Genomic DNA, 25116 nt, shown 5'->3' on the forward strand with positions numbered 1-25116 from the left:
TTGTTTGCTGTTAGCTACTCGCCTTGAGCCTGTCGGCGGTCCATTTCAACCGTCAGCCTGACGGCGCTAACGAATTGTTCGGCGCTGAAACAAACCACACAACACAAACCCGGCAATTCCGCCCCCCAAATGCGCCCAAATATTTATTCCGGGTGAAATAAAGGAATAAATGACACCGAATATGAGGATGGTGTAGACCGTTTTTCGCGAGCTTTCATCCAAAGACGCTTTCCGCAAGAGCGCAATATATAAAAAAGCGCCGTATACACCGTAAATCGCCCCCGAAGCCCCTACAGACAACATATTGCCGGCCACAATTAACGCGCTTGCCAAATTGCCGGCTACGCCGCAAAGCAAGAAGAAGCCCGCATACCTCAGCGGCTTCAGCAGCCTTTCCAGCGGAGGCGCGAAAACAAGCAGCGAAAACAGGTTGAAAAACAGATGCTGAAAGCCGCTGTGCAGAAATATGGACGTCACATAGCGCCACGGCTCCGATAACCCGTAAGGATCGTCAAAGGTCTGGATAAAAGCGCCAAATCGAATAAGCATACGTAAATCGGTCGAGCTTCCGGCTATCGTGAGCAAAACGAAAGCAAGCGCATTAAGCGCGATAATGACCGATGTGACCGGATACGCCTTTAAATATCCCCTAAAGCTTTCATAACGCAAAAAAATCATCAGGTGACCTCCTAAAGTTTTTGCTGTAAGCAAAAACACTTCGTAAGCATATGCCAATCAATTGGACAACCTGCTTCCCTAACGCTTATAATGAACCTGGAAAAGTTAATCAGACAATCGTTAAAGGAGGACATCATAATGTCACAAGAGCGCCAGGCCGCTTTAAAAGGCAATCCTATCACTCTTCTCGGTCCCGAGTTGAAAGCAGGCGATAAAGCTCCTGATTTCACGCTGAACAAATCGCTGGTGGAAACGGTCAGCTTGAGCGATTTCGCAGGCAAGGTCAAACTGGTCAGCGTTGTTCCCTCCATTGATACGGGCGTATGCGATGCGCAAACGCGCCGCTTTAACGTTGAAGCCGGCACCCTCGGCGAAAAAGTAATCGTGCTGACGGTCAGTGCGGACCTTCCGTTCGCGCAAGCGCGTTGGTGTGGAGCTGCAGGCGTCGACAAAGTCGTGATGCTGTCCGATTATAAAGACAACAATTTCGGCGAAGCATACGGTGTCCTGATTAAAGAGTTTGCGCTCGATATGCGCGCAATCTTCGTGATCGACGAGAACGATACGATTCAATATGTCGAGTATTTGAGTGAAATGAGCGAACATCCGAATTACGATGCGGCTATTGAAGCCGTAAAAAAACTCATTTAAATAAGCGAAAAAAAGCGAGTGAAGGCGGTTCCTTCCTCGCTTTTTTATTCTCTTTAGGGAGCGGTCGTTTTAAATGCCGCCAGCTTCTTGTCCAGTGTCCGGTACAGTTCGAGAATGACCCGGTAATTGGAGCCCAGATCGCCGAACGACCCCCTTGAAGCGGAATAAATATCGACGGCGGACGTAACCGGATTCACTCCGATAACGGAAACCGTTATGTCCATCGTCCGGCCGGTCACCGTTTTTTTCTCAAGCACAATTTCCCCTACGGAAGGTATATCGTGAAGCACTTTATATCCTTGCATTTTTTTCAGCGTAGATACGACTTCCTCCCACGCTTTCTCTTTGGACATCTTGTAAAAATGGGATTTGAGCAAAGGATCTTTTGCCTTGTCGCCCGTCTGTTCATGACTGCGCAGCAGCCCGAGCAAGGTCCGTTTCAACAACAAACATCTCCCCTCTGACTTCTATGTAAGCTTTCTTTAATGATACCATGTATTTGCCCTCAAAAAAAAGCTCCGGACGAAACCGCCGGAGACTTATAAGGAAGAGTTAAAAAACCCCGCAAATGCCGTCCGACTAACATGTTTCTGAACCCGCTCTCGCAGGTGGGTGTCCACAGATGCGTTTTTGAAGTCCCCTTTCGGGGGCATGTCAGCCGCGCCTCAATATTGAACTCCCTAGAAACAGCCATTGGTTCAAAACAACGAATAGCCGTAACGTACATCGCAGGATGTATGGAATATTATAAGCTTTGGCAGAGCAAAAGTAAATGTTCGCAGTCCGTTATTTTAAGGGAAGTTATTTTTTTGTACTTTCCGTAAGATCTTCATCCAATGGATCTTCTTCCGCAGCTGCCTCGTCCTTTTCCATTTGCGACTGGATCTTCTGGTAGACCATATAGAAGTTCCAAAAGGAAAAATAAGCGATGATGCTTCCCATGAAGAAAGGAATCAGAAACGTAAACTTATAAAAGCTGATGTAAAGAATGACACCGCTAACAATAGCTGTCGACAACGAACGCAGCGGCCGGCCGATTGTAATCAGCACCGCATTTTTGAGCAGCTGCATCGTCTTCATATGGTAATGGACAACCATGGAAAAGAAGTTAAACAACGAAATGGACAGCAAAATCATCAGTCCGATAAAAATATACGAAATCAGCTGCAAATTAGGCTCCGCAAGATAGACGCGGAAATCGACCACCATAATAATGAAGAGAAGAGCATACAAGATGCCGCCGACCATGCTCTGAACATAATTTTGCTTGTAACCGCGGAAAAATGTTTTAAAGAGCGGCGCGTCGACTTCTCCCATCACCCACTTGCGGGCAACCGCAAACATTGCGGATGTGGCGGGAAACAGCGTAAAAGGCGACACAATCAGCGTCAATACGAGCCAAGAGTATACTTCGCCGGCATTTTTCGACATCAGACTTGTAAGAAGCAGAAAAGCGACCGGCAGGGAACAAATGACCCATAACAAGTTCGTAACCGCGAGCCGCATAATCCACTCGGAGATTTTATAAAATCCCCCCATCATACCTCTCATTTCCATCCTGGGACCCTCCAGCCAAAGTCTTGTCTTCTTCTCTAACCGAGATCGATCCGCGAGCCGCCAGTGCCTATTTTTCGCTCCGCTGGGCTTTTGTCTTAACGACATTGGCCCTCCGGAATAACCTATAGTGTAATCACCCATTCAGATCTTAAAGGAGGTTGCCTCAATGAGCGGTGTTGGCTATGGTCACGGCCACGGTTTCACATCGATTGGCGCGATTCTTGTTCTCTTCATACTTCTCGTTATCATCACCAAAGCTTTTCTGTACTAAGATGACTTGAAAAATAAAAGAGAAAATAAAAACCGGGACTTCCGGCCGCTTCTGCGGCAGCGGATGGCCCCGGTTTTCCCGCTACATATTATTCGTCGGCAGAGGACGGTTTCGGACGACGGGCTTCTCCGCGGCCGGAGTCGTACCCGCCGCGGCCTTCACCACCGCGGCCTTCACCGCTGCGGCCTTTGTAGCCATCGCGGCTGCCGTAGCCGCCCCGACTGCCGTACCCGCCGCGGCCGTCGCTGCGACCGCCGCGATAGCCGCCGCCGCGGTTACCGCCGCTGAATGTACCGCCGGAGAAACGGCGTCCGTTCGAGCGAACATCCGGTCTGCGCTTCTTCGCACGAATCGGATCTTCAGGCGTCAATTCGATATTTACATCTTTCTTTTCGCCAGTGATCAGCTTGATCGCAGCCGCAAGAAGATGAACGGAATCGTATTGCTCGAGAAGCTGAATGGCGATGCCTTTGTATTCCTGGAATTCGTCGCCTTGGACAATTTCCAGAATCCGCTCAGCCGTCACGCGCTGCTTGCCTTCAATCGCTTCGGAGATGCTCGGAAGCGGCTTGCGGGCAATTTTGTGACGCGTTACTTTTTCGATAAAGTGCAAATGATCGATCTCGCGCGGCGTCACGAAAGACCATGCGGTACCTTCTTTACCTGCACGGCCGGTACGGCCGATCCGGTGAACGTAGCTTTCCGGATCCTGCGGAAGGTCAAAGTTGACAACGTGCGATACGCCGGAAACGTCAAGACCACGCGCCGCCACGTCAGTTGCAACGAGAACGTCGATGCTGCCGTCGCGGAACTTGCGCATCACGTTGTCGCGCTGGTTCTGCGACAGGTCGCCATGCAATCCGTCTGCGGAATAGCCGCGTTTCTGCAGCGCTTCGCTCAGTTCGTCGACCCGGCGCTTGGTGCGGCCGAAAATAATGGCCAGCTCCGGCGATTCCATATCCAAAAGACGGCTGAGCGCATCGAATTTTTGGCGTTCATGAACTTCAATGTAAGCCTGATCGATGAGAGGCGCGCTCACTTGTTTCGGGATAACGGACACATGTTCCGGATTTTTCAGAAACTGCTGGGCAAGTTTTTGAATGTTCGGAGGCATTGTTGCCGAGAACAGCATCGTTTGACGCTCTTCCGGAACGAGGCTCAGAATGCTTTGGATATCATCCATAAAGCCCATGTCCAGCATTTCGTCCGCTTCGTCCAGAACAACCGTTTGCACGTCGTCGAGTTTAATCGTTTTGCGGTTAATATGGTCGAGCAAACGGCCCGGGGTGCCGATAATGATCTGCGGACGCTTTTTCAGGGCACGGATTTGACGGCCGATTTCCTGTCCGCCGTAAATCGGCAGAGAGCGGGTTCCTTTAAATCGGGAAAGCTTCCCGATTTCTTCCGATACTTGAATGGCAAGCTCGCGCGTCGGCGTCATAATAAGCGCCACGATACGGTCTTCATTTATCGGAATTTTGTTAATAAGGGGAATTCCGAACGCCGCGGTTTTCCCTGTTCCTGTCTGTGCTTGACCGATTAAATCGCTGCCGGTCATCGCAACCGGGATCGATTTCGATTGGATTGGGGTCGATTCCTCAAAGCCCAATTCTGTAATTGCCTGCAGTACTTTAGGTTCCAGGCCAAATTCAGCAAATGTTTTCAAATCTTATTCAAACTCCTTTTTTTGTACAGCCATCTTGAAAATATCCAATTTATTATAGCACAAAAACATTAATGAATACCAGCGCCGGACAAACAGCCATACTACAACGATATACATACCCCTTCTTCCCGCCGGACCTTCGTTTGCGGCAGGAGCGGATTTTCACCTCATGCACTATGTTTTTCAGAAAGTTGCTGTTATAATAAAGCTATCCCGTAGTTCTAGTTTCATGCCATATGTTTTGCCCTAACACTTCGATGATGAAAGGGTGATGCCAGGTGGATATGGAAGCAGTCAAACTGTCGAGGATTGTGGAAAAATTGGCTCCCGAGCTTCAATCTTTCCTCACGGAGAGCGAACTGGATTTAAAGATTGTTCTGCGGGACGGATTGGCTTTATTGGAGCCGCATGATGCAATGGAAATCGTGCAGCACAGCATTTGTGAGCATCAAAATCAAGCTATGTTGCATTAACGCGGAGACGGTGTTTAATCCCGTTTCCGGAACAGCCTGCCGGTTTATCGGCAGGCTTTTTTAATTTCCCTCCAGCCAAATTTCCTGTGTCACGAATGCCGGAACTGTTTTATAATTTGTGAATAGGCAACCAGGGGGGGAACTTATGAACATTATTTTTTCCACTTTGCTTTTGTTGTATCAGGTTACGCTCGGAACCGGAACCGGAGACCATGCGGCTGAAGGAGGCGTGGTGACTTCCTTCGTTAATGCGGCCGCCGGACACGAGGTCGTGACCGCCGGAAACAAGACGAACGGAAGCGCGAGCAGCGGCACACCCGGGAAGCAGACTTTCGTCAAGAAGGATCCGCAGCCCGATGCCCCGGAAGTGAAAGGCGTTTATGTGACGGCTCACAGTGCCGGCGGTTCGCGGCTGCCGACGCTGCTAAAGCTGCTGGACGACACGGAATTGAACAGCATGGTCATTGACATTAAGGACGATTACGGCTACATCACTTATCCGACCGACAATACGGATCTGCTTAAGCTTGGAGCCTCCAAAAAATACATTAAAGATATGAAAAGCCTGATGGCGACGCTGAAGGAGCATAACGTGTATCCGATTGCACGGATCGTCGTGTTTAAGGATACGGCGCTTGCAAATAAGCATCCCGAGCTTTCGTTCCGCTACAAAGACGGATCGATATGGAAAAACGGCAAAGGCGACAGCTTCGTAAATCCGTATAACGAGGAAGTTTGGGACTACAATATCGCCATTGCCAAAGAAGCGGTTAAACTCGGATTTAAGGAAATTCAATTCGACTATGTCCGCTTCCCGGAAGGCTTTGAGAAAAAGGCGGACAGTCTCGTGTACGACAAATCGAAGCTAAGCAGGGTCGACGCCGTGACCGGCTTTGTGAAATATGCGCGCGAGCAGCTTCAGCCGCTGAATGTGCGGATGTCGGTCGATATTTTCGGATACGCGGCTTCAGTTCCGGCCGCCGAAGGAATCGGGCAGGATTTCGTTAAAATTTCCAAACATGTCGACGTCATCTCCCCAATGGTTTATCCGAGCCACTATGGACCCGGATGGTTCGGCTTAAAGGATCCCGACAAAGATCCGTACACAACGATTAAGGGCTCTATGACCGATACGCACAAGAAGCTGAACGCTTTATCACTTTATAAGCCGGTCATCCGTCCCTGGATTCAGGACTTTACCGCCAGTTGGCTGGGCAGCGGTCACTATATTAAATATGGCAAGGCTCAAGTGGAAGCACAGATTAAGGCGCTTCATGATACCGGCATTTATGAATACTTACTATGGAACGCATCCAATAAATACTCCGCCGCGAATTTCAAATAATTCAGGCCGATTCAGCAGCAGCGCCCCAAGCGATGACAACCGTGCACCTTCGAAGGTTTTCATCAGCCCGGGGCGTTTTCTTTTGCCTCTATAATAAACAAATAAACAAAGGACCTCCAACCCTAAAGGATGGAGGCCTGATGCATAGTTGTCTAATTTTTACTTGTTTATCTTTAGGTCAATCGTCAATTGACCTTGTGCTAGGATGCTGTTTTTGACAACAGAGGTTTTGCTTCCTTTGATGTTCAGCAAGAAACTCGGTGCAAAAGTAGAATGATGATCCTCAAAGTATGCCCGGTTGGTCATGTAGCTCGCGACGACCACATTGTTGCCGCTCGTTTGCGGAATCGCAAAGTGAGCGTAAGTCCACGTAATATCGTAAGGATTAAGATCTTGATGCAATACAAGGCCCGTACCGTTCAACGGTTTGTAAGGTCCGGTTAAAGAATCGGCTACATAACCAAGCATGTAGATATCTTCTTTATCGATTCCATCAACAATCAATTTGGATCCTCTTGTGCTGGTGAACAAGTACCATTTGCCATTCAATTTAAATACGTTCGCGCGTTCAATTTCATCCGTTACGGTGTTGGATGCAATCAGCGGCTTCATGACTTTTTTCAATGTGTAATCGTTGTTTAATTCAATGATACCCAAAGCGCCGTTTGCTATTCTCGCCGCATCTTTTTTAGGGCTTTGCATCAATTTGGCTTTCTCCGCTTGGAAGAATTTTTTGCTTCCGCCATAGTAAGCCTTATTATAGAACGATTGCTCGCCTTGATATCCCGTTTCCATGCCGGTATTGGCTTCAAAAACAAGGTATTTGCGGCCTTTGTCCTCTACATAGTGAGGGTCTCTGAACGTGTGATTATCGGAAAAGTTCGGCTCTACGATACCTTGCTTCACATTTTGATATATTCTGCCGTCTCCGCCGTCAAAGATCGATTTGAAATCTTCAACGCCATCAATTTTCAGCGTATTCGCATCCGGTTGAGATACGTTGACTTGTGCCGTTGTCAACGTTTGCTTGCCATAAAACCCGCGTTCTGGTGCCCAAGGGTGACGGTTCGTGTAAAACAAGCGAACTTTTCCATCAGCGGTCAAAGTTGCGGAACCCGACCATTCTTCCGCCTGATCTTTTAGAATCGAATCGTTCGGAACGAATTTATCGCTGTCCTTAAATACCCGTCCGGCATTTTTCCAGCTGTCAAGGGAGTTGTCGCCGGCTTTTTTGTAGAACAAGTAAACAAACGTGTCCCAGCCTTTTTTAGGATCTCCCGCCAAAGCGAACGCAATGTGGTAACCTTTATAATTCGCTACCGTTCCATCGGCGTTTTGCAGCGGCCAGCTGTCCCAAACATCCATATCGATTTGGTTGCCCCACTCATCAACTTTTTTTGCGGAAGGGATGTTCTTTATTGTCGATGCATCGAATTGCGGCACTTTAAATTGTTCGTTCTTTTGTTGTTCAGGCAATTTCAGCATGTCAAAGCGTGTAATGTGGGAAAAGCCATATGACTCATTGTAATCCTGACTGTTCTTTTCTTTGGCAAAAGCTTGAGCTCCGCCACTTGCCAGCAAAACAGCAGAAAAGGTTACTGCGGTTGCTTGCTTGACAAACCTGCTGATCTTCAACATGCATTCCTCCATTTTGCTCTGTTTTTTTGAAAATTTCACAATGCAAGCTTATTAGATTTTTTCATATTGCGTCAATGGAAAAATGTGCCAATTCAACCTATAATATAATTATTAAAATCTTTTAATCGTTTAATACTAACAAAATATCACATTATTAATTACTTATTGGATTTGGTATGCTTATTTTAAATAAGCTGCATTATTATGTAACGGTACTGTACATGATGATAAAACCAAAAAAACCTCCGCCCACTTAAGGGACGGAGGTTTGATGAGAGTTAGGACTAGTTGATCGTTACTTGACCTTGAGCAAGGATGCTGTTTGGTACAACGGACGTTTTGTTTCCTTTAATGTTCAGCAGGAAGCTTGGTGCAAAGGTGGCATGATGATCTGCAAAGTATGCTCTGTTAGTCATGTAGCTGGTGATGACCACATTGTCACCTTTAACTTGCGGAATCGCAAAGTGAGCGTAAGTCCACGTAATATCGTAAGGGTTCAGATCTTGATGCAGTACAAGTCCGCTGTCGTTCAACGGCTTGTAAGGTCCGGTTAAAGAATCGGCTACATAACCGAACATGTAGATATCTTCTTTATCGACTCCATCAATGAACATTTTTGCTCCTCTGGAGCTGGTGAACAAATACCATTTGCCATTCAGTTCAAATACGTTGGCGCGTTCAATTTCATCCGTAACCGTATTGGATGCGATCAGCGGCTTCAAAACGTTTTTCAGCGTATAATCGTCGTTCAGCTCAACGATGCCGAGAGCGCCGTTTGCATTTTTAATAAACTGTTTGTTAGGGCTTTGCAGCAATTTGTTTTTCTCAGCTTCGAAGAATTTGTTGTTTCCGCCGTAGTAAGCACGATTGTAGAATGCCTCTTCGACTTGGTAACCCGTTTCTGTTCCGGTGTTCGCTTCAAACACAAGGTATTTTTTGCCGTTTTCTTCGACATAGTGAGGGTCTCTGAGCGTATGATTATCGGAGTAGTCCCCGCCGCCGAAAGATTGTTCAACCGTTTGATAGAACTTACCGTCTCCACCAAAAATCGATTTGAAGTCTTCTACGCCATCAATTTTCAGCGTATTGCCATCCGGTTGCGATACATTGATTTGAGCCGTAGTCAACGTTTGCTTGCCAAAGAATCCATTTGCCGGATCCCAGCCATGGCGGTTGGTATAAAACAAGCGAACTTTTCCGTCGGATGTCATCGTTGCGGAACCCGACCATTCTTCCGCCTGGTTATTCAGAATCGGATCGTTTGGACCGTATTTGTCGCTGTCTTTAAATACCCGGCCCGCATTTTTCCAGGCATCGATCGAATTGTCGCCTGCTTTTTTATAGAACATGTAAATGAATGTGTCCCAACCCTTTTTCGGGTCTCCTGCCAAACCAAATACGATTTGGTAACCGTTATAATTTGCCACTGTTCCATCGGCGTTTTGCAGCGGCCACGTATCCCAAACGTCCATTTCAATTTGGTTGCCGTTCTCATCCACTTTAACTGCCGAAGGAACGTTCTTTATCGTCGAAGCATCGAATTGCGGCACTTTGAATTGTGCACTGTTTTGTTGTTCAGGCAATTTCAGCATGTCAAAGCGAGTAATGTGGGAAAAGCCATATGTTTCTTTGTGGTCCAAGCTGTCTTTTTCTTGTGCAAAAGCTTGAGCTCCACCTCCTACCAACAAAACAGTAGTAAAGGTTACTGCTGTTGCTTGTTTGACAAGCTTTTTGAGATTCATGATGAATTCCTCCATTTTTGCTTTGATTTTTTATATCTAAAAACCAGTAAATATGGACAGCATCCTTCAATCTTCTGCTCAAAGGGTCGGATACTGTTTGATTTGCATGGTTTAGATACCTCACTCTAGCAACCGCTAGGTTACTGCGCCGTCTTGTTCTTTATTTCCCGCCTTTCATGGTTCAGGTTGTTGTACAGTGCAAGTCGTTTGTACACAGCAAGCTTATAAGATTTATTTATGCTGCGTCAATGTGATAAAAGTACCATTACTACTTTTAGCAATAATCGTGACAATAGTTCTACACGAACTTTTTACAATAAATAACAATTAAAATCAAAAATAAGACTTTGAAATTACTTCAAACAATAATATTTTTTTGTTCTTCATATTGATATTTTTAAGTATCATAGATAATGTTAACGCATTCAATTTATAAGGGATTATGAACGCATCAGCATTCGGATGCTCCGGCAATAAGCATTCAAGGTTGTCCGATGTTCCTGCTTACATACACATATTTTTGGGCGGAACGAGGGACTTTAGCCCCTGATTTTGAACGATTTGTTAACGAAATTTTGTCCCGATAACGAAAAAAGCACTGAACATATGGAGAGCATTCCCTCTCCGTTCAGTGCTTACGTTTCGTGCTACTATAACCTTTTTTTATAAAATGGTAAAATTAAGCGTCTTTCTTTTTTAACAAGCTTTATACATTCCCGGCTGCAATCCAGTTAATCGTCCCGCTAGGTTCCGGCCCGATCCGGGTACGGATAATGGTTACAAATGCCCGGGATTCTTCTTTGCCGCTCAAAACGGTATAACATGCCGGATGATCGCTCATGGCTACGAAAGAATAAGCATTCTCGGAGAACGGCTGATCAAATTCGATGCGCAGCTCCACTTGCTCTTCCTGTCCCTGGAATTTAAACGAGGTCAATCCGAACTGCTGCAGCACTGTTTTTCGTTTTTTTCCGGCAACTACAGGTACAAAATCAAGTTTTTGAATCCCGATCGACTCATCTTCAATATGACGACCTGTAACCGAATCCGAACATAGGTGCTCACGACTTACGGCACCTATCGAGAGCTGAGCGGAGCCGACCGAGCCCGCAGCAATTTTATAAGCTGTAACGGCTCCGTCAGCTAAGTGGATTTCATCCACTCCGCCTTCTTGCAGACTGAACTTCGTCAACAAGTCGGCGGATAGCTTGTCGGCCGTTACGGAGCCGGCGCTCAAATGAGCCGAGGCGATAGTTCCTTCCGCCACATGCTCTCCCTTCACACTGGACGCTGCGAGGTGTACGGATTGGATGCTTCTCTCCGCCAACTTCGCCGACGTCACCGCGTGATCTGCAAGTTTGCCGGTTTTAACCGAGCCTTGCGCGAGCTTGCCGGTGATGACAGCTCCTTCCGCGAGCTTATCTTTCGTTACAGCTCCGTCTTCCAAATGGGCGGAACCGACTGCTCCCTCCGCAATTTTGGACGAGGTTACCGATCCGTCAGCCGGGTTGCAGTCCGCCGCTTCCCCTTGGTGAAGCCAAAAGTTTTCCATTAGGTCGGCTGAAAGCTTGTCGGCCGTCACCGAGCCGGTGCTCAAATGCTCCGAGGTAATGGACCCTTCCGCGACGTGCCCTCCCTTTACACTGGAAGCTGCAAGGTGTGCGGACTGGACGCTGTTCTCCGCCAGCTTCGCCGATGTCACCGCCCGGTCCGCTAGCTTGCCGGTACCGACCGCGCCTTCTGCGAGCTTATCTTCCGTAATGCTGCTGAATTCCAGTTGGGCGGTGCCAACCGCGCCTTCCGCGAGCTTATCTTTCGTTACGGCTCCGTCTTCCAAATGGACGGAACCGACTGCTCCCTCCGCAATTTTGAACGAGGTTACCGAACCGTCTGCCAGGTGGCAGTCCGCCACCTCCCCTTGGTGAAGCCGGAAGTTTTCCAATAGGTCGGCTGAAAGCTTATCGGCAGTCACCGAGCCGGTGCTCAAATGCTCTGTCGTGATGGACCCCTCCGCCACATGCTCACCCGTTACACTTAAGGCTGCAAGATGTGCGGATTGGACACTGGAAGCTGCAAGGTGTGCGGACTGGACACTGTTCTGCGCCAGCTTCGCCGACGTCACCGCCTGATCCGCAAGCTTGCCGGTCATCACCGAGCCTTCCGCGAGCTTATCTTCCGTAATGCTGCTGAATTCCAGTTGGGCGGTGCCTACTGCGCCTTCCGCAATCTTATCTTGCGTTACGGCGCTCTCTTCCAAGTGGACGGAACCGACTGCTCCTTCCGCAATTTTAGACGGCGTCACCGCTCCGTATGCGATGTGGAACTCTCTCACTTCTCCTTGCCCCAGATCAAGACTTTCCAACACATCGTCCGACAGCTTATCGGCCGTCACCGAGCCGGTGCTCAGATGCTCCGATGTGATGGATCCTTCCGCTACATGCTCTTCCTTTACACTGGAAGCTGCAAGGTGTGCGGATTGGACGCTGTTCTTTGCCAGCTTCGCCGATGTTACCGCCTTATCCGCAAGCTTGCCGGTTTTAACTGAGCCTTCCGCGAGCTTGCCGGTGCCGACCGAGCCTTCCGCGAGCTTATCTTCCGTAATACTGCTGTACTCCAGTTGGGCGGTACCAACTGCGCCTTCCGCAAGCTTTTCTTGCGTTACTGCGCCGTCTTCCAAATGGAAGGAACCGACTGCTCCCTCCGCAATTTTGGACGGCGTCACCGCTCCGTATGCGAGGTGGAACTCCCTCACTTCTCCTTGCCCCAGATCAAGACTTTCCAACACCTCGTCGGACAGCTTATCGGCCGTCACCGAGCCGGTGCTCAAATGCTCCGAAGTGATGGAGCCTTCCGCCACATGCTCTCCCTTCACGCTGGAATCTGCAAGGTGTGTGGATTGGACGCTGTTCTTCGCCAGCTTCGCAGATGTTACCGCCTGATCCGCAAGCTTATCTTCCGTAATGCTGCTGATTTCCAGGTGGGCAGTACCGACTGCTCCTTCAGCAAGCTTATCTTTCGTTACGGCGCCGTCTTCCAAATGGACCGAACCGACCGAATCCTCCGTAATTTTAGCCGAGGTTACTGAGCCGTCTGCCAGGTGGCAGCCAGCCACTTCTCCGGGGTGAATTCGGAGGCTTTCCCACAGGTCGGCAGATAGCTTATCAGCCGTCACCGAACCGGTGCTCAAATGCTCTGTCGTGATGGACCTTTCCGCCACATGCTCCCCTTTCACACTGGAGGAAGCAAGGTGTGCGGATTGGACGCTGTTCTCCGACAACTTCGCCGACGTCACCGCCTGATCCGCAAGCTTGCCGGTAATAACCGAGCTTTCCGCGAGCTTCCCGGTACCGACCGCGCCTTCTGCGAGCTTATCTTCCGTAATGCTGCTGATTTCCAGTTGGGCGGTACCAACTGCTCCTTCCGCAAGCTTATCTTTCGTAATGCTGCTGTTTTCCAGCTGAGCGGTACCAACTGCGCCTTCCGCAAGCTTATCTTTCGTTACGGCGCCGTCTTCCAAATGGACCGAACCGACCGAATCCTCCGCAATTTTAGCTGAGGTCACCGCTCCGTATGCGAGGTGAAACTCTTTCACTTCTCCTTGCCCCAGATCGAGCCTTTCCAACACATCGTCCGACAGCTTATCGGCCGTCACCGAGCCGATGCTCAAATGCTCCGAGACAATCGACCCTTCCGCTATATGCTCTCCCTTCACACTGGAAGCTGTAAGGTGTGCGGATTGGACGCTATTCTCCGACAGCTTCGCCGATGTCACCGCCTGATCCGCAAGCTTGCCGCTGCTGACCGCGCCTTCCGCGAGCTTATCTTTCGTGATGCTGCTGATTTCCAGATGAGCGGTACCGACCGCGCCTTCAGCAAGCTTATCTTTCGTAATGGCGCCGTCTTCCAAATGGACGGTACCGACCGAATCCTCCGCAATTTTGGACGAGGTTACCGAACCTTCCGCCAAGTGGCAGCCAGCCACCTCCCCTGGGTGAAGCAGGAGGCTTTCCCACAGGTCGGCTGAAAGCTTTTCGGCCGTCACCGAGCCGGTGCTCAAATGCTCTGTCGTGATGGCACCTTCCGCCACATGCTCTCCCTGCACACTGAAAGCTGCAAGGTGTGCGGATTGGACGCTGTTCTGCGACAATTTCGCCGATGTCACCGCCTGATCCGCAAGCTTGCCGGTGCCGACCGCACCTTCCGCGAGCTTGCCGGTGCTGACCGCGCCTTCCGCGAGCTTATCATTTGTTACGGCGCCGTCTTCCAAATGGACGGAACCGATTGCACCCCCGGCAATTTTGGACGGCGTCACCGCTCCGTACCCGAGGTGTAACTCTTTCACTTCTCCTTGCCCCAGATCGAGACATTCCAACACATCGTCTGACAATTTATCGATTGAGACCGAACCGGTGCTTAAATGATCCGAAACAATTGCACCATCCTTAATTTTGGAAGAAGTCACCGAGCCATCCGCAAGATGATAGGCATTTACTTCCCCTTGGTGCAGCCGGAGACTTTCCAGCAGATCGGCTGTAAGTTTCGCTGCCGATACCGAACCATCCGCCAGATGGTAGGCATTTATTTGCCCTTGGTGCAGTCGGAGACTTTCGAGCAGATCGGCTGAAAGCTTTTCGCCGTTGACCGAGCCGTCTGCCAGATGGTAGGCATTTACTTCCCCTTCCTGGAGCCGGAGACTTTCCAGAAGGTCGGCTGTAAGTTTCGCTGCCGATACCGAACCATCCGCCAGATGGTAGGCATTTATTTGCCCTTGGTGCAGTCGGAGACTTTCCAGCAGATCGGCTGAAAGCTTTTCGCCGTTGACCGAGCCGTCTGCCAGATGGTAGGCATTTACTTCCCCTTCGTGAAGCCGGAGACTTTCCAGCAGGTCGGCTGTAAGTTTCTCTGCCGATACCGAACCATCCGCCAGATGATAGGCATTTACTTCCCCTTGATGAAGCCGAAGACTTTCCAGCAGCTCGGCTGTAAGTTTCTCTGCCGATACCGAACCATCCGCCAAATGGTAGGCATTTACTTCCCCTTCGTGAAGCCGAAGACTTTCCCACAGCTCGGCTGAAAGCTTCTCGCCCGTTACCGAACCGTCCGCCAGGAAGTAAGCATTCACTTGCCCTTCGTGAAGCCGGAGACTTTCCAGCAGGTCGGCTGTAAGTTTCTCTGCCGATACCGATCCGTCTGCCAGATGATAGGCATTCACTTCCCCTTGATGAAGCCGAAGGCTTTCCCACAGCTCTGCTGAAAGCTTTGCGCCGTTGACCGAGCCGTCCGCCAGATGGTAGGCATTTACCTCCCCTTCGTGTATACGAAGGCTTTCCCACAGGTCGGCTGAAAGCTTTGCGCCGTTGACCGATCCGTCCGCCAGGAAGTAAGCGTCCACTTGCCCTTCGTGAAGCCGGAGACTTTCCAGCAGGTCGGCTGCAAGTTTCTCTGCCGATACCGATCCGTCTGCCAGATGATAGGCATTTACTTCCCCTTGATGAAGCCGAAGGCTCTCCAGCAAGGCAGCCGACAGCTTTTCTTCCGTCACCGAGCCGGCGCTCAAATGGGCCGCGGCGATGGATCCTTCCGCCACATGCTTTCCTTTCACGCTGGATGCGGCGAGGTGCGCGGATCTGACGCTGCTCTCCGACAGCTTTGCCGACGTTACCGCCTGATCCGCAAGCTTGCCGGTTCCGATCGCGCCTTCCGCAAGCTTCGGTCCCGTTACGGCACTGTCTTCCAAGTGGGCGGAACCGACCGCTCCCTCCGCAATTTTGGACGACGTCACCGCGCCGTATGTCAGGTGGTAATCATTCACTTCGCCTTGCCCCAGATTGAGACTTTCCAGCACATCGTCCGCCAGCTTATCGGTCGTCACCGAGCCGGTGCTCAAATGCTCCGTCATGATGGATCCTTCCGACACGTGCTCTCCCTTCACACTGGACGAAGCGAGGTGTGCGGAATGGATACTGCTCTCCGCCAGCTTCGCCGACGTTACCGCGTGATCCGCAAGCCTCCAAGTACCGACCGCGCCTTCCGCAAGCTTATCCTCCGTAACGCTGCCGAATTCGAGCTGGGCGGCTCCGACGGAGCCTTCCGCCAGCTTCGCTTTCGTTACGGCGCTGTCTTCCAAATGAGCGGTACCGACCGCTCCCTCCGCAATTTTGGACGAAGTCACCGAGCCGTATGCCAGGTGGTAATCATCCACTTCCCCTTGTTGAAATTGGAGGCTTTCCAGCAAGCCGGCGGACAGCTTGTCGGACGTCACCGAACCGGGGCTTAAATGGGCCGAAACGATGGATGCTTCCGCCAAATGCTCTCCTTTCACACTGGACGCTGCAAGGTGTGCGGATTGAACGCTGTTCTCCGCCAGCTTCGCTGACGTCACTGCCTGATCCGCCAGCTTGCCGGTACTGACCGAGCCTTCCGCGAGCTTAGCTTCCGTAACGGAGCTTTCTTCCAGATGGATGGAACGGACGGCTCCTTCCGCAAGCTTTTCATTTGTCACGGCACCGTAATCAAGTTGAGCGGTACCGACGGAGTATTCGCTCAGCTTCGCATTCGTGACCGCGCCGTCTTCCAGGTGCGCGCTGCCAACCGAGCTTTCCGCTATTTTAGAAGAAGTCACCGCCCCAAATGCGAGATGGTATTCGTCTACTCCGCCTTTTTGCAGCGTAAAACTGGCCAACAGATCCAAGGACAGCTTTGAAGCCGTTATCGATTCTGCGCTTAAATGTTCCGAAGCGATGGATCCTTTCGTTAAATGAATTCCTTTAACGCTGGATGAGGCCAAATGGACGGAGGTGACGCTGTTTTCCGCCAGCTTCATCGACGTCACCGCCTGGTCCGCCAGCTTTTCGCTGCCGACTGCGCCGTCTGCCAGCTTCTCTTCCGTTACGATACCGTCTTCCAGATGGACGGTATCAACCGCGCCTTCCGCTATGTTCACCGATGTGACGCTGTTTTCCGCCAGCTTCGCCGACGTCACCGCCTGGTCCGCCAGCTTTTCGCTGCCGACTGCGCCGTCTGCCAATTTATTTTCCGATACGGAACCGTCTGTCAGTTGGGTTGAACCGACCGCACCCTCCGCTATTTTCACCGAAGTTACCGCTCCGTCCTCCAGGAAGCGCTCCGTAACTCCGCCTTCCTGAAGCGTAATGCTTGTGAGCAGTTCCGGAGAAAGCTTATCGGCTGTAATCGACTCTGCGCTTAGATGTTCGGTGACGATGGAGTCATCTGCCAAATGCTTTCGTTTGATGCTGGCCGCAGCAAGGTGTGCGGATGTCACGCTTTTCTCCGCCAGCTTCCCGGATGTTACCGCCTGATCCGCAATTTTGCCCGTAACAACGGCAAAGTCCGCCAGCTTCTCTTCCGTTATGGAACCGTCTTCCAGCTGGGTGAATCCAACCGCGCCGGCAGCAATTTTGTCCGCCGTCACCGCCCCGGATGCGAGATGGTTTGCATCGATCCCGCCTTCCCGAAGCGTGATGTTCGCCAATAAATCGGGTGAAAGCTTTTCCGCTGCAATGGATTGATCGCTCAGATGATTTGCCGTAACGGCTCCCTCTGCCAAATGTTCACGATTGACGCTTCCGGCCGTCAGATGGGCCGAAGTAACGCTGTTTACCCCGAGCTGGTCTGAACCGATACAGCCGTCCGCCAATTTCGCCGCTGTGACGGATTTGTCCGCCAGCTTCGCTTCCGTTACCGTTTGATCGGCAAGCTTGCCGGTGATAACTGCACCGTCCGCCAGTTTCGTTTCCGTTACGGAGCCCTCGTTTAAATGCGCTGAGCCTACGGAGTCTTCAAGAATATGCGACGCGTCAATCGAATGCGGCGAAATCGTTTCCCCGGTCACAGAGCCGATCTGCAAATGCCAGTTGCTGACGCTGTCCTCTTCAAGCTGATCGCTGCCGACGCTGCCTGACGCTATTTTGGGTCTGGTCACAGCGCCGTCCAGCAAATGATAGTCCGCTATGCTTTGGTCCGTTAGATGAAAGCTGTACACCGATTGAACGGCCAATTTTTCGCCGGTGACCGATTCTTCCGCCAAATGTGCGGTTGTCACAGAGCCTGGAGCCAGCTTCTCCGAGGTGACGGCACCGGTTGCGATCGCTTCGGTTTGTACCGCATCGATACGAAGATGCTGCCGCTCCACACTTCCTGTCGCAAGATGCTCCGAAATAATCGCTTGAGTCTGAATATGCCGTTCCGCAACCGATTGATCGGCAATCGCGGTTGAATCGACGGAGCCCAGCGCCAGTTTGGAGGAGGTGACGCTGCCTTCGGCAAGCTTCGCGGAGGTAACCGACAATTCCGTCAGTTTATCCGTCGTTACCGATTCGGGCGAAAGTTTAACTGCATTTACCGCGTAATCGCCCAGATGATGCGACTCAATGACACCCGGCCCAATATGGCGTTCCGTTACGGCGTTCAAAGCAATCTTATTGCCGGTGACCGCTCCATCCTGAAGCGCTTCAGACAGGACCGTTTGCTTGCCGATGTGTTCGCTTTGGATTAATCCCGGCCGCAAATGACGCGAGACGATCGCCTCTCCGGCAATCGTTTCCTCGCTAACCGATTCGTCCGCAAAATGGAACGTATGGAGCGATCTCGGCGCCAATTTGTCAAACGTGATCGATTCGACTGCAAGATGCTCGTTGCGGACGGCCCCGTACTGCAGCTTCGACCCGGATACGCTGTTATCCGCAAGCTTGTATTCCGTGACGGATTCGTTGCGCAGCTGCTCCTTTCCGACCGATGCCTGCTTCAAATGCCGGGCTTCGATGCTTCCATCGGCGATATTTTCTGCCGAGACGGCAAACCGTCCCATATGCCGACTTTGTACCGATTGGTCCGCCAGCTTGGCGGCATTGATGCTCTGGTCGGCGATTTTGGACGCCGTTACCGCCTGGTCCACGATTTTGATTGTCGTTACCGCGTTGTCGGCCAGTTTGGCTGCAGTTAGCGCCCGATCGGCAATTTGTGCCGCTCCGATCTCTCCATTTACAACGTGCTTTCCGTAAATGGTATTTTGCTGCAAATGGTCGGAACCGACCGCTCCTTCCGCAAGCACCTCGGACGTTACGGACTGAGGTTTAAGCTCCCTTGTTCCTACAGATCCAGAAGCGAGCTGTTCGGAACCGATTGCGCCCGGAGCCAAATGACCGCCCTCGAGCGTTCCTCTCTCGATATGATCGGCGCGCAATAAGGCGTGTTTTAAATGAAACGTTTCAATGGATTCAGGAGCGATATGTTCTGTGCCGACCGATCCTTCCCTTAATTTAGAACGGGTAACCGACCCTTCCGCCAATTTGGACGTATCGATTGCTTCGTTGGCGATATGTTCGGAACGAATCGTTCCGCTTTTGATTTTGCTTGAATCGACCGCCTGTTCGTCCAGCAGTTCCGACGTAATCAGAAACGGCTTCAGATGCTTCGCTTCGATGGAGCCCTCTGCAAGCTTGTCGGCGCTTATGGTGCGGTCGGCCAGTTTCTCGCTCGTCACGCTGTTGTCCGTCAATTTGTCTCCCGTAATGGACCGTTCCAACAGCATATTGCCGCTGATGGAATGAGCGACGATATGCTCCCCCGTGATCGATTCTTTGGCGATTTTGGATGCAGTAACCGATCCTTCGGCAAGATGAATGCTCCCCACCGCAAAATCGGCAATCGTACGTGTAACGACACTTCCGGTCTGCAGGCGGGTGCTGTCAATGGCGCCGGGAGCCACTTTTTCCGTCGTAACCGCATTTTCACTTAAATCGTCGGTGTAGATAAAAGGAAGCGAACGAGCGGGAAGTTTTTTCTCTTCCGCTTTATTCAGCTTTTGTTGAACGACCGATGGCGAGATATGTTCTTCGATTATGGCGGTATCGGATGCCGGAGTTTCGACTTCAGAGACCGGTTTTTCCTGTAAAATAACATTCGGGTTAACCGGTGCTGATGTCGTGTTAATGGTGACGTTCTTCGGGACTTCGTCGATCCACGTCAATTCCGACACATTCGGATTATCGACATAAAAAAGGGGTTTGCGGCTGTTCGGTATTCTCCCTCTTCCTTTTTTCCTCATCGCGTTCTCCTTCTTCCAGCTAAAGTGTCATAAGCAATATATGCTCCAACCTATGGGCACGTCACTGAAAAATAGGCCGCAATAACGGTTTGAACACCCAGAAGGTTCGTGTAGTTGGTTTCGGACGACAAAAAAATGCGGTGAACGTGAGATCCGGCATTAGAGGGTGTATGATAATAGAGAGAAGAAAAGCAATGGAGGAATAGGGATGTTGAGGATAGGTGACCAGGCACCTTTATTTGAAGCCAACAGTACCGAAGGCTTGATCCGTCTGCAGGACTATATTGGCCGGCAACCGGTTGTGCTGATCTTTTACCCGATGGATGAAACGCCCGGGTGCACGAAACAGCTGTGCGCGGTCCGCGATTCCAAAGCGCTGTATGCGGCGCATCATGCGGTCGTAATGGGCATAAATTCCGGATCTCTGGAGCAGCATCACAAGTTTGCATCGGCCCAAGGCTATGACTTCCCGCTCGTTGCCGATGCGAACGGATCGATACGCAGGCGCTACGCCGTTGGCAAAATGCTCGGTATCGTGCTGCAGCAGCGCGTCGTTTATGTGATCGGGAAAAACGGCCGCATCCAATTCGCGAAAAAAGGGCTGCCGCCGACGGAGGAAATTATCGCCGCCTTGTCCGGTGGCAGTTAGGCGCCCGGAGTCGACGAAGACAAATCGCGGTGAAAAAAACGAAAGCCATATATCCGACAAACAGGACGGATATATGGCTTTCGTATGTGTAATCTATCGCGTATCGCGGCCGAACCGTTACTGGGACAGACGGAGCGCCAAATTGTACATTTCCATGTTGAACGGCTTCTTCGTGTTGACAACTTTATCAATGTCGGTGCCGACCAGCTCACCGCGGATAATGCCGCACGACTTGGCCGATTCGCCTTCCATCAGCTGGCGCACGGCAAAGTCGCCCAGCTGGCTGGCCAGCACGCGGTCGTTATGCGTCGGAGCTCCGCCGCGCTGGATATGTCCGAGCACCGTAACCCTCGGTTCGATGCCGCAGCAGTCCGTGATGTGGCGCGCCACATCCTCTCCTTTGCCCGCGCCTTCCGCCACCAAAATAATACTGTGGCGTTTGCCATGCTTGAAATTATCCTGCATCCGCTTGGAAACCTCATCCAGGTTGAACGGAATTTCCGGAACGAGAATCGTCTCTGCGCCGCTTGCAAGGCCGGCGTACAGAGCGATATCGCCGCAATGGCGTCCCATAACTTCAACGACGGAAGAACGCTCATGCGAAGTCATCGTATCCCGAAGCTTGTTGATCGCATCGACGACAATACTGACGGCCGTATCAAATCCGATCGTGAAATCGGTGAACGGAATATCGTTATCGATCGTTCCGGGCAGACCCATCGTCTTGATGCCGAGCTTGCTCAGCTTGTTGGCACCTTGATAGGATCCGTCGCCGCCGATAACGACCAGCCCGTCGATTCCGCGGTTGCGAAGCACCTGCGCGCCGCGCTCCTGACCTTCAGGCGTCATAAACTCCTTGCAGCGCGCGGTCTGCAAAATCGTTCCGCCGCGCTGGATAATGTCGCCGACGCTGCGCAGATCCATCTGCCGCAAATCGTCGTTAATGAGCCCTTGATATCCGCGCTGCACGCCGTATACCTCAAGCCCGTAGTAAAGAGCGCTCCGAACGACCGCCCGTACCGCAGCGTTCATACCTTGCGAATCCCCGCCGCTTGTCAGAACGGCAATTGATTTAACTGCTGACATCTGTGTGTCCTCCAATGACGGTAATATTTTAAAAAAAGTGTTACGCTTTTCTTCTGCGGATCCAAACGCTGTTGAGAAAAAAGAACATCCGCGTCGCGGGACTATTCTTCATCAGCGATCTGGATACCCGCCGTACATCCTCCTGCCCGCTCACTTTCGGATCGGATAAATAAAGTGCGAGCAGCCCTTCGATAATGAGCCGGTGAAACCGGTCATTCGGAAGTTTCGTCACATCCTGTCTGGCGAGACGGACAATGTCTCCAATCCGCTGCACGACGTGCGATGAGTTATCGTAATAGTTGCAGAAATTCAGATCGCCTCCTACGCGGTCCTCTTCCTGATCGATCAGATAATCGAGCAGGATGTGGAGACCGCATAAATGCGGAAAGTAGCAATCGCGAATCTGCACCGCTTGCTCATCCGTCAATCCGGCATCCGCCGCAGCGAGAAAAAGCATAAACATTCCCAGCGTGGATCCGGTCGCCGCAGCGAATTCGTTCCATTGCAGATGCGCGTAACGGCTGCGGTGAAGCTCCCACCACTGCATCAGCTTGGGCTCGCGCAAATCTTTGCGAATGTGCTTATATACTTGCAAATCGCCGTAAAGACCGACCAGCTCCGTTACGTAAGGCCGGACTTTATTATATGAAGGAAGGCGGGCAACAGACTGCTGGCACATCTGGACGAGATGATGCAAGTAGCCGCAATCGTCGCGTTCCTTCCGGAGCGCGTAGTAGTCCTGAAGCGCCGTTCCGGGATTCACCGCATCGAGCATGGATTGATGAAGCAGCCGGAAATCTTCTTCATCGAGCGAAGTGCTCCGATCGCACAAATTGTCCAAATAATCGCTGATCGTCTGCAAAGCAACAATGAGCGGAATGAGCACATCACGGTACTGGAGACTGGCCGCCGCATAAACGGCTCCTCCCTGACAGTGAAATTTTTTCTCCGTCATGCTATTCAGCGCCTGCGTCCTAAGTTCGGCATCCGGGATACGGCTTGCCCGCTCCCGCAGCGCGTCCATTTGAACGGCAACGTCGGGCAGCACATATTTGTATACTCGGTACATCAACAATATTGGCCCCCGCGGAACTCGGCCGGCCTTCAAACCTTGTTCTCTCAAGAAAGCGCCCTCCATGTCTGACAACCAATCCGGGATGGCGCCGCGATTCAATCGGTTGATTGATGCGGTACCAGATTTCAAGCTTACGTCCGCTGAATTTCAAGCCGCTTATTCATACGAAACGACAGGATTCCATAGTAAACCTCCACAGATAAATGTACCATTTCACTCCATAGAAATCCAGTCCGAAGCGGAAAACATGTTTCCTTCCTGCGCATCAAACATGCTATACTTTTATTTAATCAATTTTTGTAAAGATACGGAGTGAAAAAAATCACATGAGTTCATCGGATCTAGGCGTTATGGAAGGGGTGTCGGCCGCTACAGCCAGACAGGCTTGGATGCTGCGCATGTATACGTTCGCGATCTATACCACCCAGGCGCTGCTGGTCTCCTATTTTCCGCTATATTTTTTGTCCAAAGGATTTAACGAACAGCAGATCGGTGTCCTGTATTCATCCGGTCCGCTCATTTCCATACTCGCCAATCTGCTTATGGGAGCGGCCAGCGACAAATACCGCACGATACGAAAAGTGCTGATCCTGCTGCTGTTCGGCCAACTCGTCGCTGCAGCCTGTCTGCTTCCCGCGTCATCGTTTTGGGCCGTCGTCACGATCATGTTCTTTTTTTATTTCTGCCAAACGCCGATGGTACCGCTGACCGACAGTTTGATCGTACTCGCTTCCCCTCACATTAAGCAGCCTTACGCGCTGATTCGGATTTTCGGTTCGATCGGCTTCTGCGTGTCCGCTTACTTTTTGGGACTTATTTTGAAAGCGGTAGGAACGCAGTGGACCGTCGCCGTCTGTATAGCCACCATTATCGCGACGCTGCTGATTGCGTTCCTGATGCGGGATTATCAAGGCACGATGCGCAAAATGGATTTTTCAGGTTTTTTCCGGCTCGTACGCAAGCCGGACGTCGTGCTCTTTTTCAGCATCGTGCTGATCGTTTCCATCGCCCATCGGATGAACGAAGGCTTTCTCGGCGTCACGATGAACAAGATGGGAGCAAGCGATACATTGGTCGGGGCGGCATGGTCGATGTCGTCGCTGAGCGAAATTCCGATCCTTTATTTGATGGGCAAATACGGCCACAGGTACAAAGAGCTGCCGCTGCTGTTTTTTGCATCGGTATTGTACGCGCTCCGCTTTTGGCTGAACGGCCACATTACGACACCGTACGGATTCGTGCTTACTCAGCTGTTGCACAGCGTCACGTTCGGCATTTTCTTTTCAACGGCGCTGCGCTATGTGGCCCAAATTATTCCGGACGAATACCGTTCATCCGGCATGGCTCTTTTTGCCATCGTTTGGACCGGCTTCGCAGGCGTTATCAGCGGCTTGTTCGGCGGCTATTTATACCAGCAATACGGAAGCGGGCTGTTTTTTGACGTCGCTGCGGCGCTCGCGCTGCTCGCCGGCTTGATGTTTATCGGCAAGCATATGCTTGCCCGGAGATGAGCGCGAATAAGCCAATTACAGAACGAAAAATTTAACAAAAAGGATGAAACTTAAAATGAGCTATGAACAGTTGAAAACCGTCATTCACGACCGGAGAAGCGTGCGCAAATATACGGAGCAGCCGGTGACGGCCGAGCAGATCCGCGAGTTGATCGATTGCGCCCGTTATGCGCCGAGCGATACGAACTCGCAGACATGGGAATTTATCGTGGTGACGGGCCGCGACAAAATAAAGGCGATTGAAGAGTTGACCTGGGAGCAAATCCACATCCGCGCCGAGCTTGCCAAGCAGCAGGGATTGGAAAGGGAAGCGCGGATGCTCGTCAAGTCGTTCGGGCCGTATGCGACCGCTTTTTCCGACGCTCCCGCTCTTGTCATTTGTCTGGCAACGCCTTATACGTCCAAATTCCGCGACAAAATCTTCGATCCGATCTCGCTTGCGGAGGAAGAGGTATGGCGCGAGGAAGGCATCAAGAGCAGCTGTCTCGCGTCGCAAAATTTGATGCTGGCCGCGCATGCGATGGGACTGGCCACCTGTCCGATGACCGGTCCGGTCCTGCTGGCGGAGCAGCAGCTTAAGACGTACTTGAATATCGACGAAAGCAAAACCGTGAATATGGTCATTGCGCTCGGTTATCCCGCCGAACAGCCCGGCAAGCTTCCGCGCAAGGAAGTCGACGCGATTTTGACAATTATTGAATAATGATA

The 25116-nt window shown here is 51.2% G+C and carries 16 protein-coding genes and 1 other RNA gene; 7 read left to right on the forward strand and 10 right to left on the reverse strand.

Going from position 1 to position 25116, the window contains the following annotated elements; genetic code table 11:
- Positions 1–66 precede the first annotated feature (66 nt).
- Entirely contained in the window at positions 67–678 is a 612-nt protein-coding gene (locus VN24_RS00430) for a rhomboid family intramembrane serine protease (protein WP_045668807.1), read from the reverse strand.
- 138 nt (positions 679–816) lie between these two features.
- On the opposite strand from VN24_RS00430, the gene tpx reads away from it, so the two are divergent.
- The gene (gene tpx / locus VN24_RS00435) at positions 817–1329 is read left to right on the forward strand and encodes a thiol peroxidase (RefSeq protein ID WP_045668808.1); all 513 of its coding nucleotides are present in this window, start codon (positions 817–819) and stop codon (positions 1327–1329) included.
- A 53-nt stretch (positions 1330–1382) separates the two neighbouring features.
- Here tpx and VN24_RS00440 read toward each other — a convergent pair whose 3' ends face one another.
- From VN24_RS00440 to VN24_RS00445, 3 genes are all read right to left on the reverse strand, one after another.
- Positions 1383–1775 carry a DUF1499 domain-containing protein gene (locus VN24_RS00440; protein ID WP_045668809.1) on the reverse strand — a complete coding sequence of 131 codons (393 nt, stop codon included), beginning with the start codon at positions 1773–1775 and terminating at the stop codon, positions 1383–1385.
- A 109-nt stretch (positions 1776–1884) separates the two neighbouring features.
- Positions 1885–2067, reverse strand: a non-coding RNA gene (gene ssrS / locus VN24_RS26695) — 6S RNA.
- A gap of 63 nt (positions 2068–2130) precedes the next feature.
- Positions 2131–2886 carry a YesL family protein gene (locus VN24_RS00445; RefSeq protein ID WP_045668810.1) on the reverse strand — a complete coding sequence of 252 codons (756 nt, stop codon included), beginning with the start codon at positions 2884–2886 and terminating at the stop codon, positions 2131–2133.
- 166 nt (positions 2887–3052) lie between these two features.
- Here VN24_RS00445 and VN24_RS27990 point away from each other — a divergent pair, with 166 nt between their 5' ends.
- Positions 3053–3157, forward strand: a complete 105-nt coding sequence (locus VN24_RS27990; protein WP_238590790.1) for a YjcZ family sporulation protein — start codon at positions 3053–3055, stop codon at positions 3155–3157.
- Between the two features lie 88 nt (positions 3158–3245).
- Here the strand turns inward: VN24_RS27990 and cshA are convergent, their stop codons facing one another.
- The gene (gene cshA / locus VN24_RS00450; protein ID WP_045668811.1) at positions 3246–4823 is read right to left on the reverse strand and encodes a degradosome RNA helicase CshA; all 1578 of its coding nucleotides are present in this window, start codon (positions 4821–4823) and stop codon (positions 3246–3248) included.
- 284 nt (positions 4824–5107) lie between these two features.
- Between cshA and VN24_RS00455 the strand changes: the two genes are divergently transcribed.
- Together VN24_RS00455 and VN24_RS00460 are read left to right on the forward strand one after the other, a co-directional pair.
- Entirely contained in the window at positions 5108–5296 is a 189-nt protein-coding gene (locus VN24_RS00455; protein ID WP_082083540.1) for a hypothetical protein, read from the forward strand.
- Positions 5297–5441: 145 nt separating this feature from the next.
- Complete coding sequence (locus VN24_RS00460) at positions 5442–6641, forward strand: putative glycoside hydrolase (RefSeq protein ID WP_045668813.1); 1200 nt, start codon at positions 5442–5444, stop codon at positions 6639–6641.
- A 159-nt stretch (positions 6642–6800) separates the two neighbouring features.
- Here VN24_RS00460 and VN24_RS00465 read toward each other — a convergent pair whose 3' ends face one another.
- The 3 genes from VN24_RS00465 to VN24_RS00475 form a co-directional block, all read right to left on the reverse strand.
- Positions 6801–8279: a glycoside hydrolase family 68 protein gene (locus VN24_RS00465; protein WP_420798587.1), complete on the reverse strand. Its 1479-nt coding sequence runs from the start codon at positions 8277–8279 to the stop codon at positions 6801–6803.
- Between the two features lie 284 nt (positions 8280–8563).
- Positions 8564–10021: a glycoside hydrolase family 68 protein gene (locus VN24_RS00470; protein ID WP_045668814.1), complete on the reverse strand. Its 1458-nt coding sequence runs from the start codon at positions 10019–10021 to the stop codon at positions 8564–8566.
- A 706-nt stretch (positions 10022–10727) separates the two neighbouring features.
- Positions 10728–20087 carry a WIAG-tail domain gene (locus VN24_RS00475; protein WP_045668815.1) on the reverse strand — a complete coding sequence of 3120 codons (9360 nt, stop codon included), beginning with the start codon at positions 20085–20087 and terminating at the stop codon, positions 10728–10730.
- 208 nt (positions 20088–20295) lie between these two features.
- On the opposite strand from VN24_RS00475, the gene VN24_RS00480 reads away from it, so the two are divergent.
- Positions 20296–20736 (forward strand): peroxiredoxin, encoded by a 441-nt coding sequence (locus VN24_RS00480; protein WP_045668816.1) that lies wholly within the window; start codon positions 20296–20298, stop codon positions 20734–20736.
- 117 nt (positions 20737–20853) lie between these two features.
- Here VN24_RS00480 and pfkA read toward each other — a convergent pair whose 3' ends face one another.
- Both pfkA and VN24_RS00490 read right to left on the reverse strand, forming a co-directional pair.
- The gene (pfkA, locus tag VN24_RS00485; protein ID WP_045668817.1) at positions 20854–21822 is read right to left on the reverse strand and encodes a 6-phosphofructokinase; all 969 of its coding nucleotides are present in this window, start codon (positions 21820–21822) and stop codon (positions 20854–20856) included.
- Positions 21823–21862: 40 nt separating this feature from the next.
- The gene (locus tag VN24_RS00490) at positions 21863–22891 is read right to left on the reverse strand and encodes a tetraprenyl-beta-curcumene synthase family protein (RefSeq protein WP_238590898.1); all 1029 of its coding nucleotides are present in this window, start codon (positions 22889–22891) and stop codon (positions 21863–21865) included.
- 332 nt (positions 22892–23223) lie between these two features.
- On the opposite strand from VN24_RS00490, the gene VN24_RS00495 reads away from it, so the two are divergent.
- Positions 23224–24408 (forward strand): MFS transporter, encoded by a 1185-nt coding sequence (locus tag VN24_RS00495; RefSeq protein ID WP_238590791.1) that lies wholly within the window; start codon positions 23224–23226, stop codon positions 24406–24408.
- 55 nt (positions 24409–24463) lie between these two features.
- Positions 24464–25111 carry a nitroreductase family protein gene (locus VN24_RS00500; protein ID WP_045668819.1) on the forward strand — a complete coding sequence of 216 codons (648 nt, stop codon included), beginning with the start codon at positions 24464–24466 and terminating at the stop codon, positions 25109–25111.
- Positions 25112–25116 lie beyond the last annotated feature (5 nt).

The organism is Paenibacillus beijingensis (assembly GCF_000961095.1).
GTDB lineage: Bacteria > Bacillota > Bacilli > Paenibacillales > Paenibacillaceae > Paenibacillus_O > Paenibacillus_O beijingensis.

Excerpts from the sequence above, each read along its gene's own strand:
- VN24_RS00460 (WP_045668813.1), top strand. The coding sequence starts at position 5,442 with ATGAACATTATTTTTTCCACTTTGCTTTTGTTGTATCAGGTTACGCTC.
- VN24_RS00490 (WP_238590898.1), bottom strand. The coding sequence starts at position 22,891 with ATGTACCGAGTATACAAATATGTGCTGCCCGACGTTGCCGTTCAAATG.
- pfkA (WP_045668817.1), bottom strand. The coding sequence starts at position 21,822 with ATGTCAGCAGTTAAATCAATTGCCGTTCTGACAAGCGGCGGGGATTCG.
- VN24_RS00465 (WP_420798587.1), bottom strand. The coding sequence starts at position 8,279 with ATGTTGAAGATCAGCAGGTTTGTCAAGCAAGCAACCGCAGTAACCTTT.
- VN24_RS00475 (WP_045668815.1), bottom strand. The coding sequence starts at position 20,087 with ATGAGGAAAAAAGGAAGAGGGAGAATACCGAACAGCCGCAAACCCCTT.
- VN24_RS00445 (WP_045668810.1), bottom strand. The coding sequence starts at position 2,886 with ATGGAAATGAGAGGTATGATGGGGGGATTTTATAAAATCTCCGAGTGG.
- tpx (WP_045668808.1), top strand. The coding sequence starts at position 817 with ATGTCACAAGAGCGCCAGGCCGCTTTAAAAGGCAATCCTATCACTCTT.
- VN24_RS00500 (WP_045668819.1), top strand. The coding sequence starts at position 24,464 with ATGAGCTATGAACAGTTGAAAACCGTCATTCACGACCGGAGAAGCGTG.
- VN24_RS27990 (WP_238590790.1), top strand. The coding sequence starts at position 3,053 with ATGAGCGGTGTTGGCTATGGTCACGGCCACGGTTTCACATCGATTGGC.
- VN24_RS00470 (WP_045668814.1), bottom strand. The coding sequence starts at position 10,021 with ATGAATCTCAAAAAGCTTGTCAAACAAGCAACAGCAGTAACCTTTACT.
- VN24_RS00455 (WP_082083540.1), top strand. The coding sequence starts at position 5,108 with ATGGAAGCAGTCAAACTGTCGAGGATTGTGGAAAAATTGGCTCCCGAG.
- VN24_RS00495 (WP_238590791.1), top strand. The coding sequence starts at position 23,224 with ATGAGTTCATCGGATCTAGGCGTTATGGAAGGGGTGTCGGCCGCTACA.
- VN24_RS00480 (WP_045668816.1), top strand. The coding sequence starts at position 20,296 with ATGTTGAGGATAGGTGACCAGGCACCTTTATTTGAAGCCAACAGTACC.
- VN24_RS00430 (WP_045668807.1), bottom strand. The coding sequence starts at position 678 with ATGATTTTTTTGCGTTATGAAAGCTTTAGGGGATATTTAAAGGCGTAT.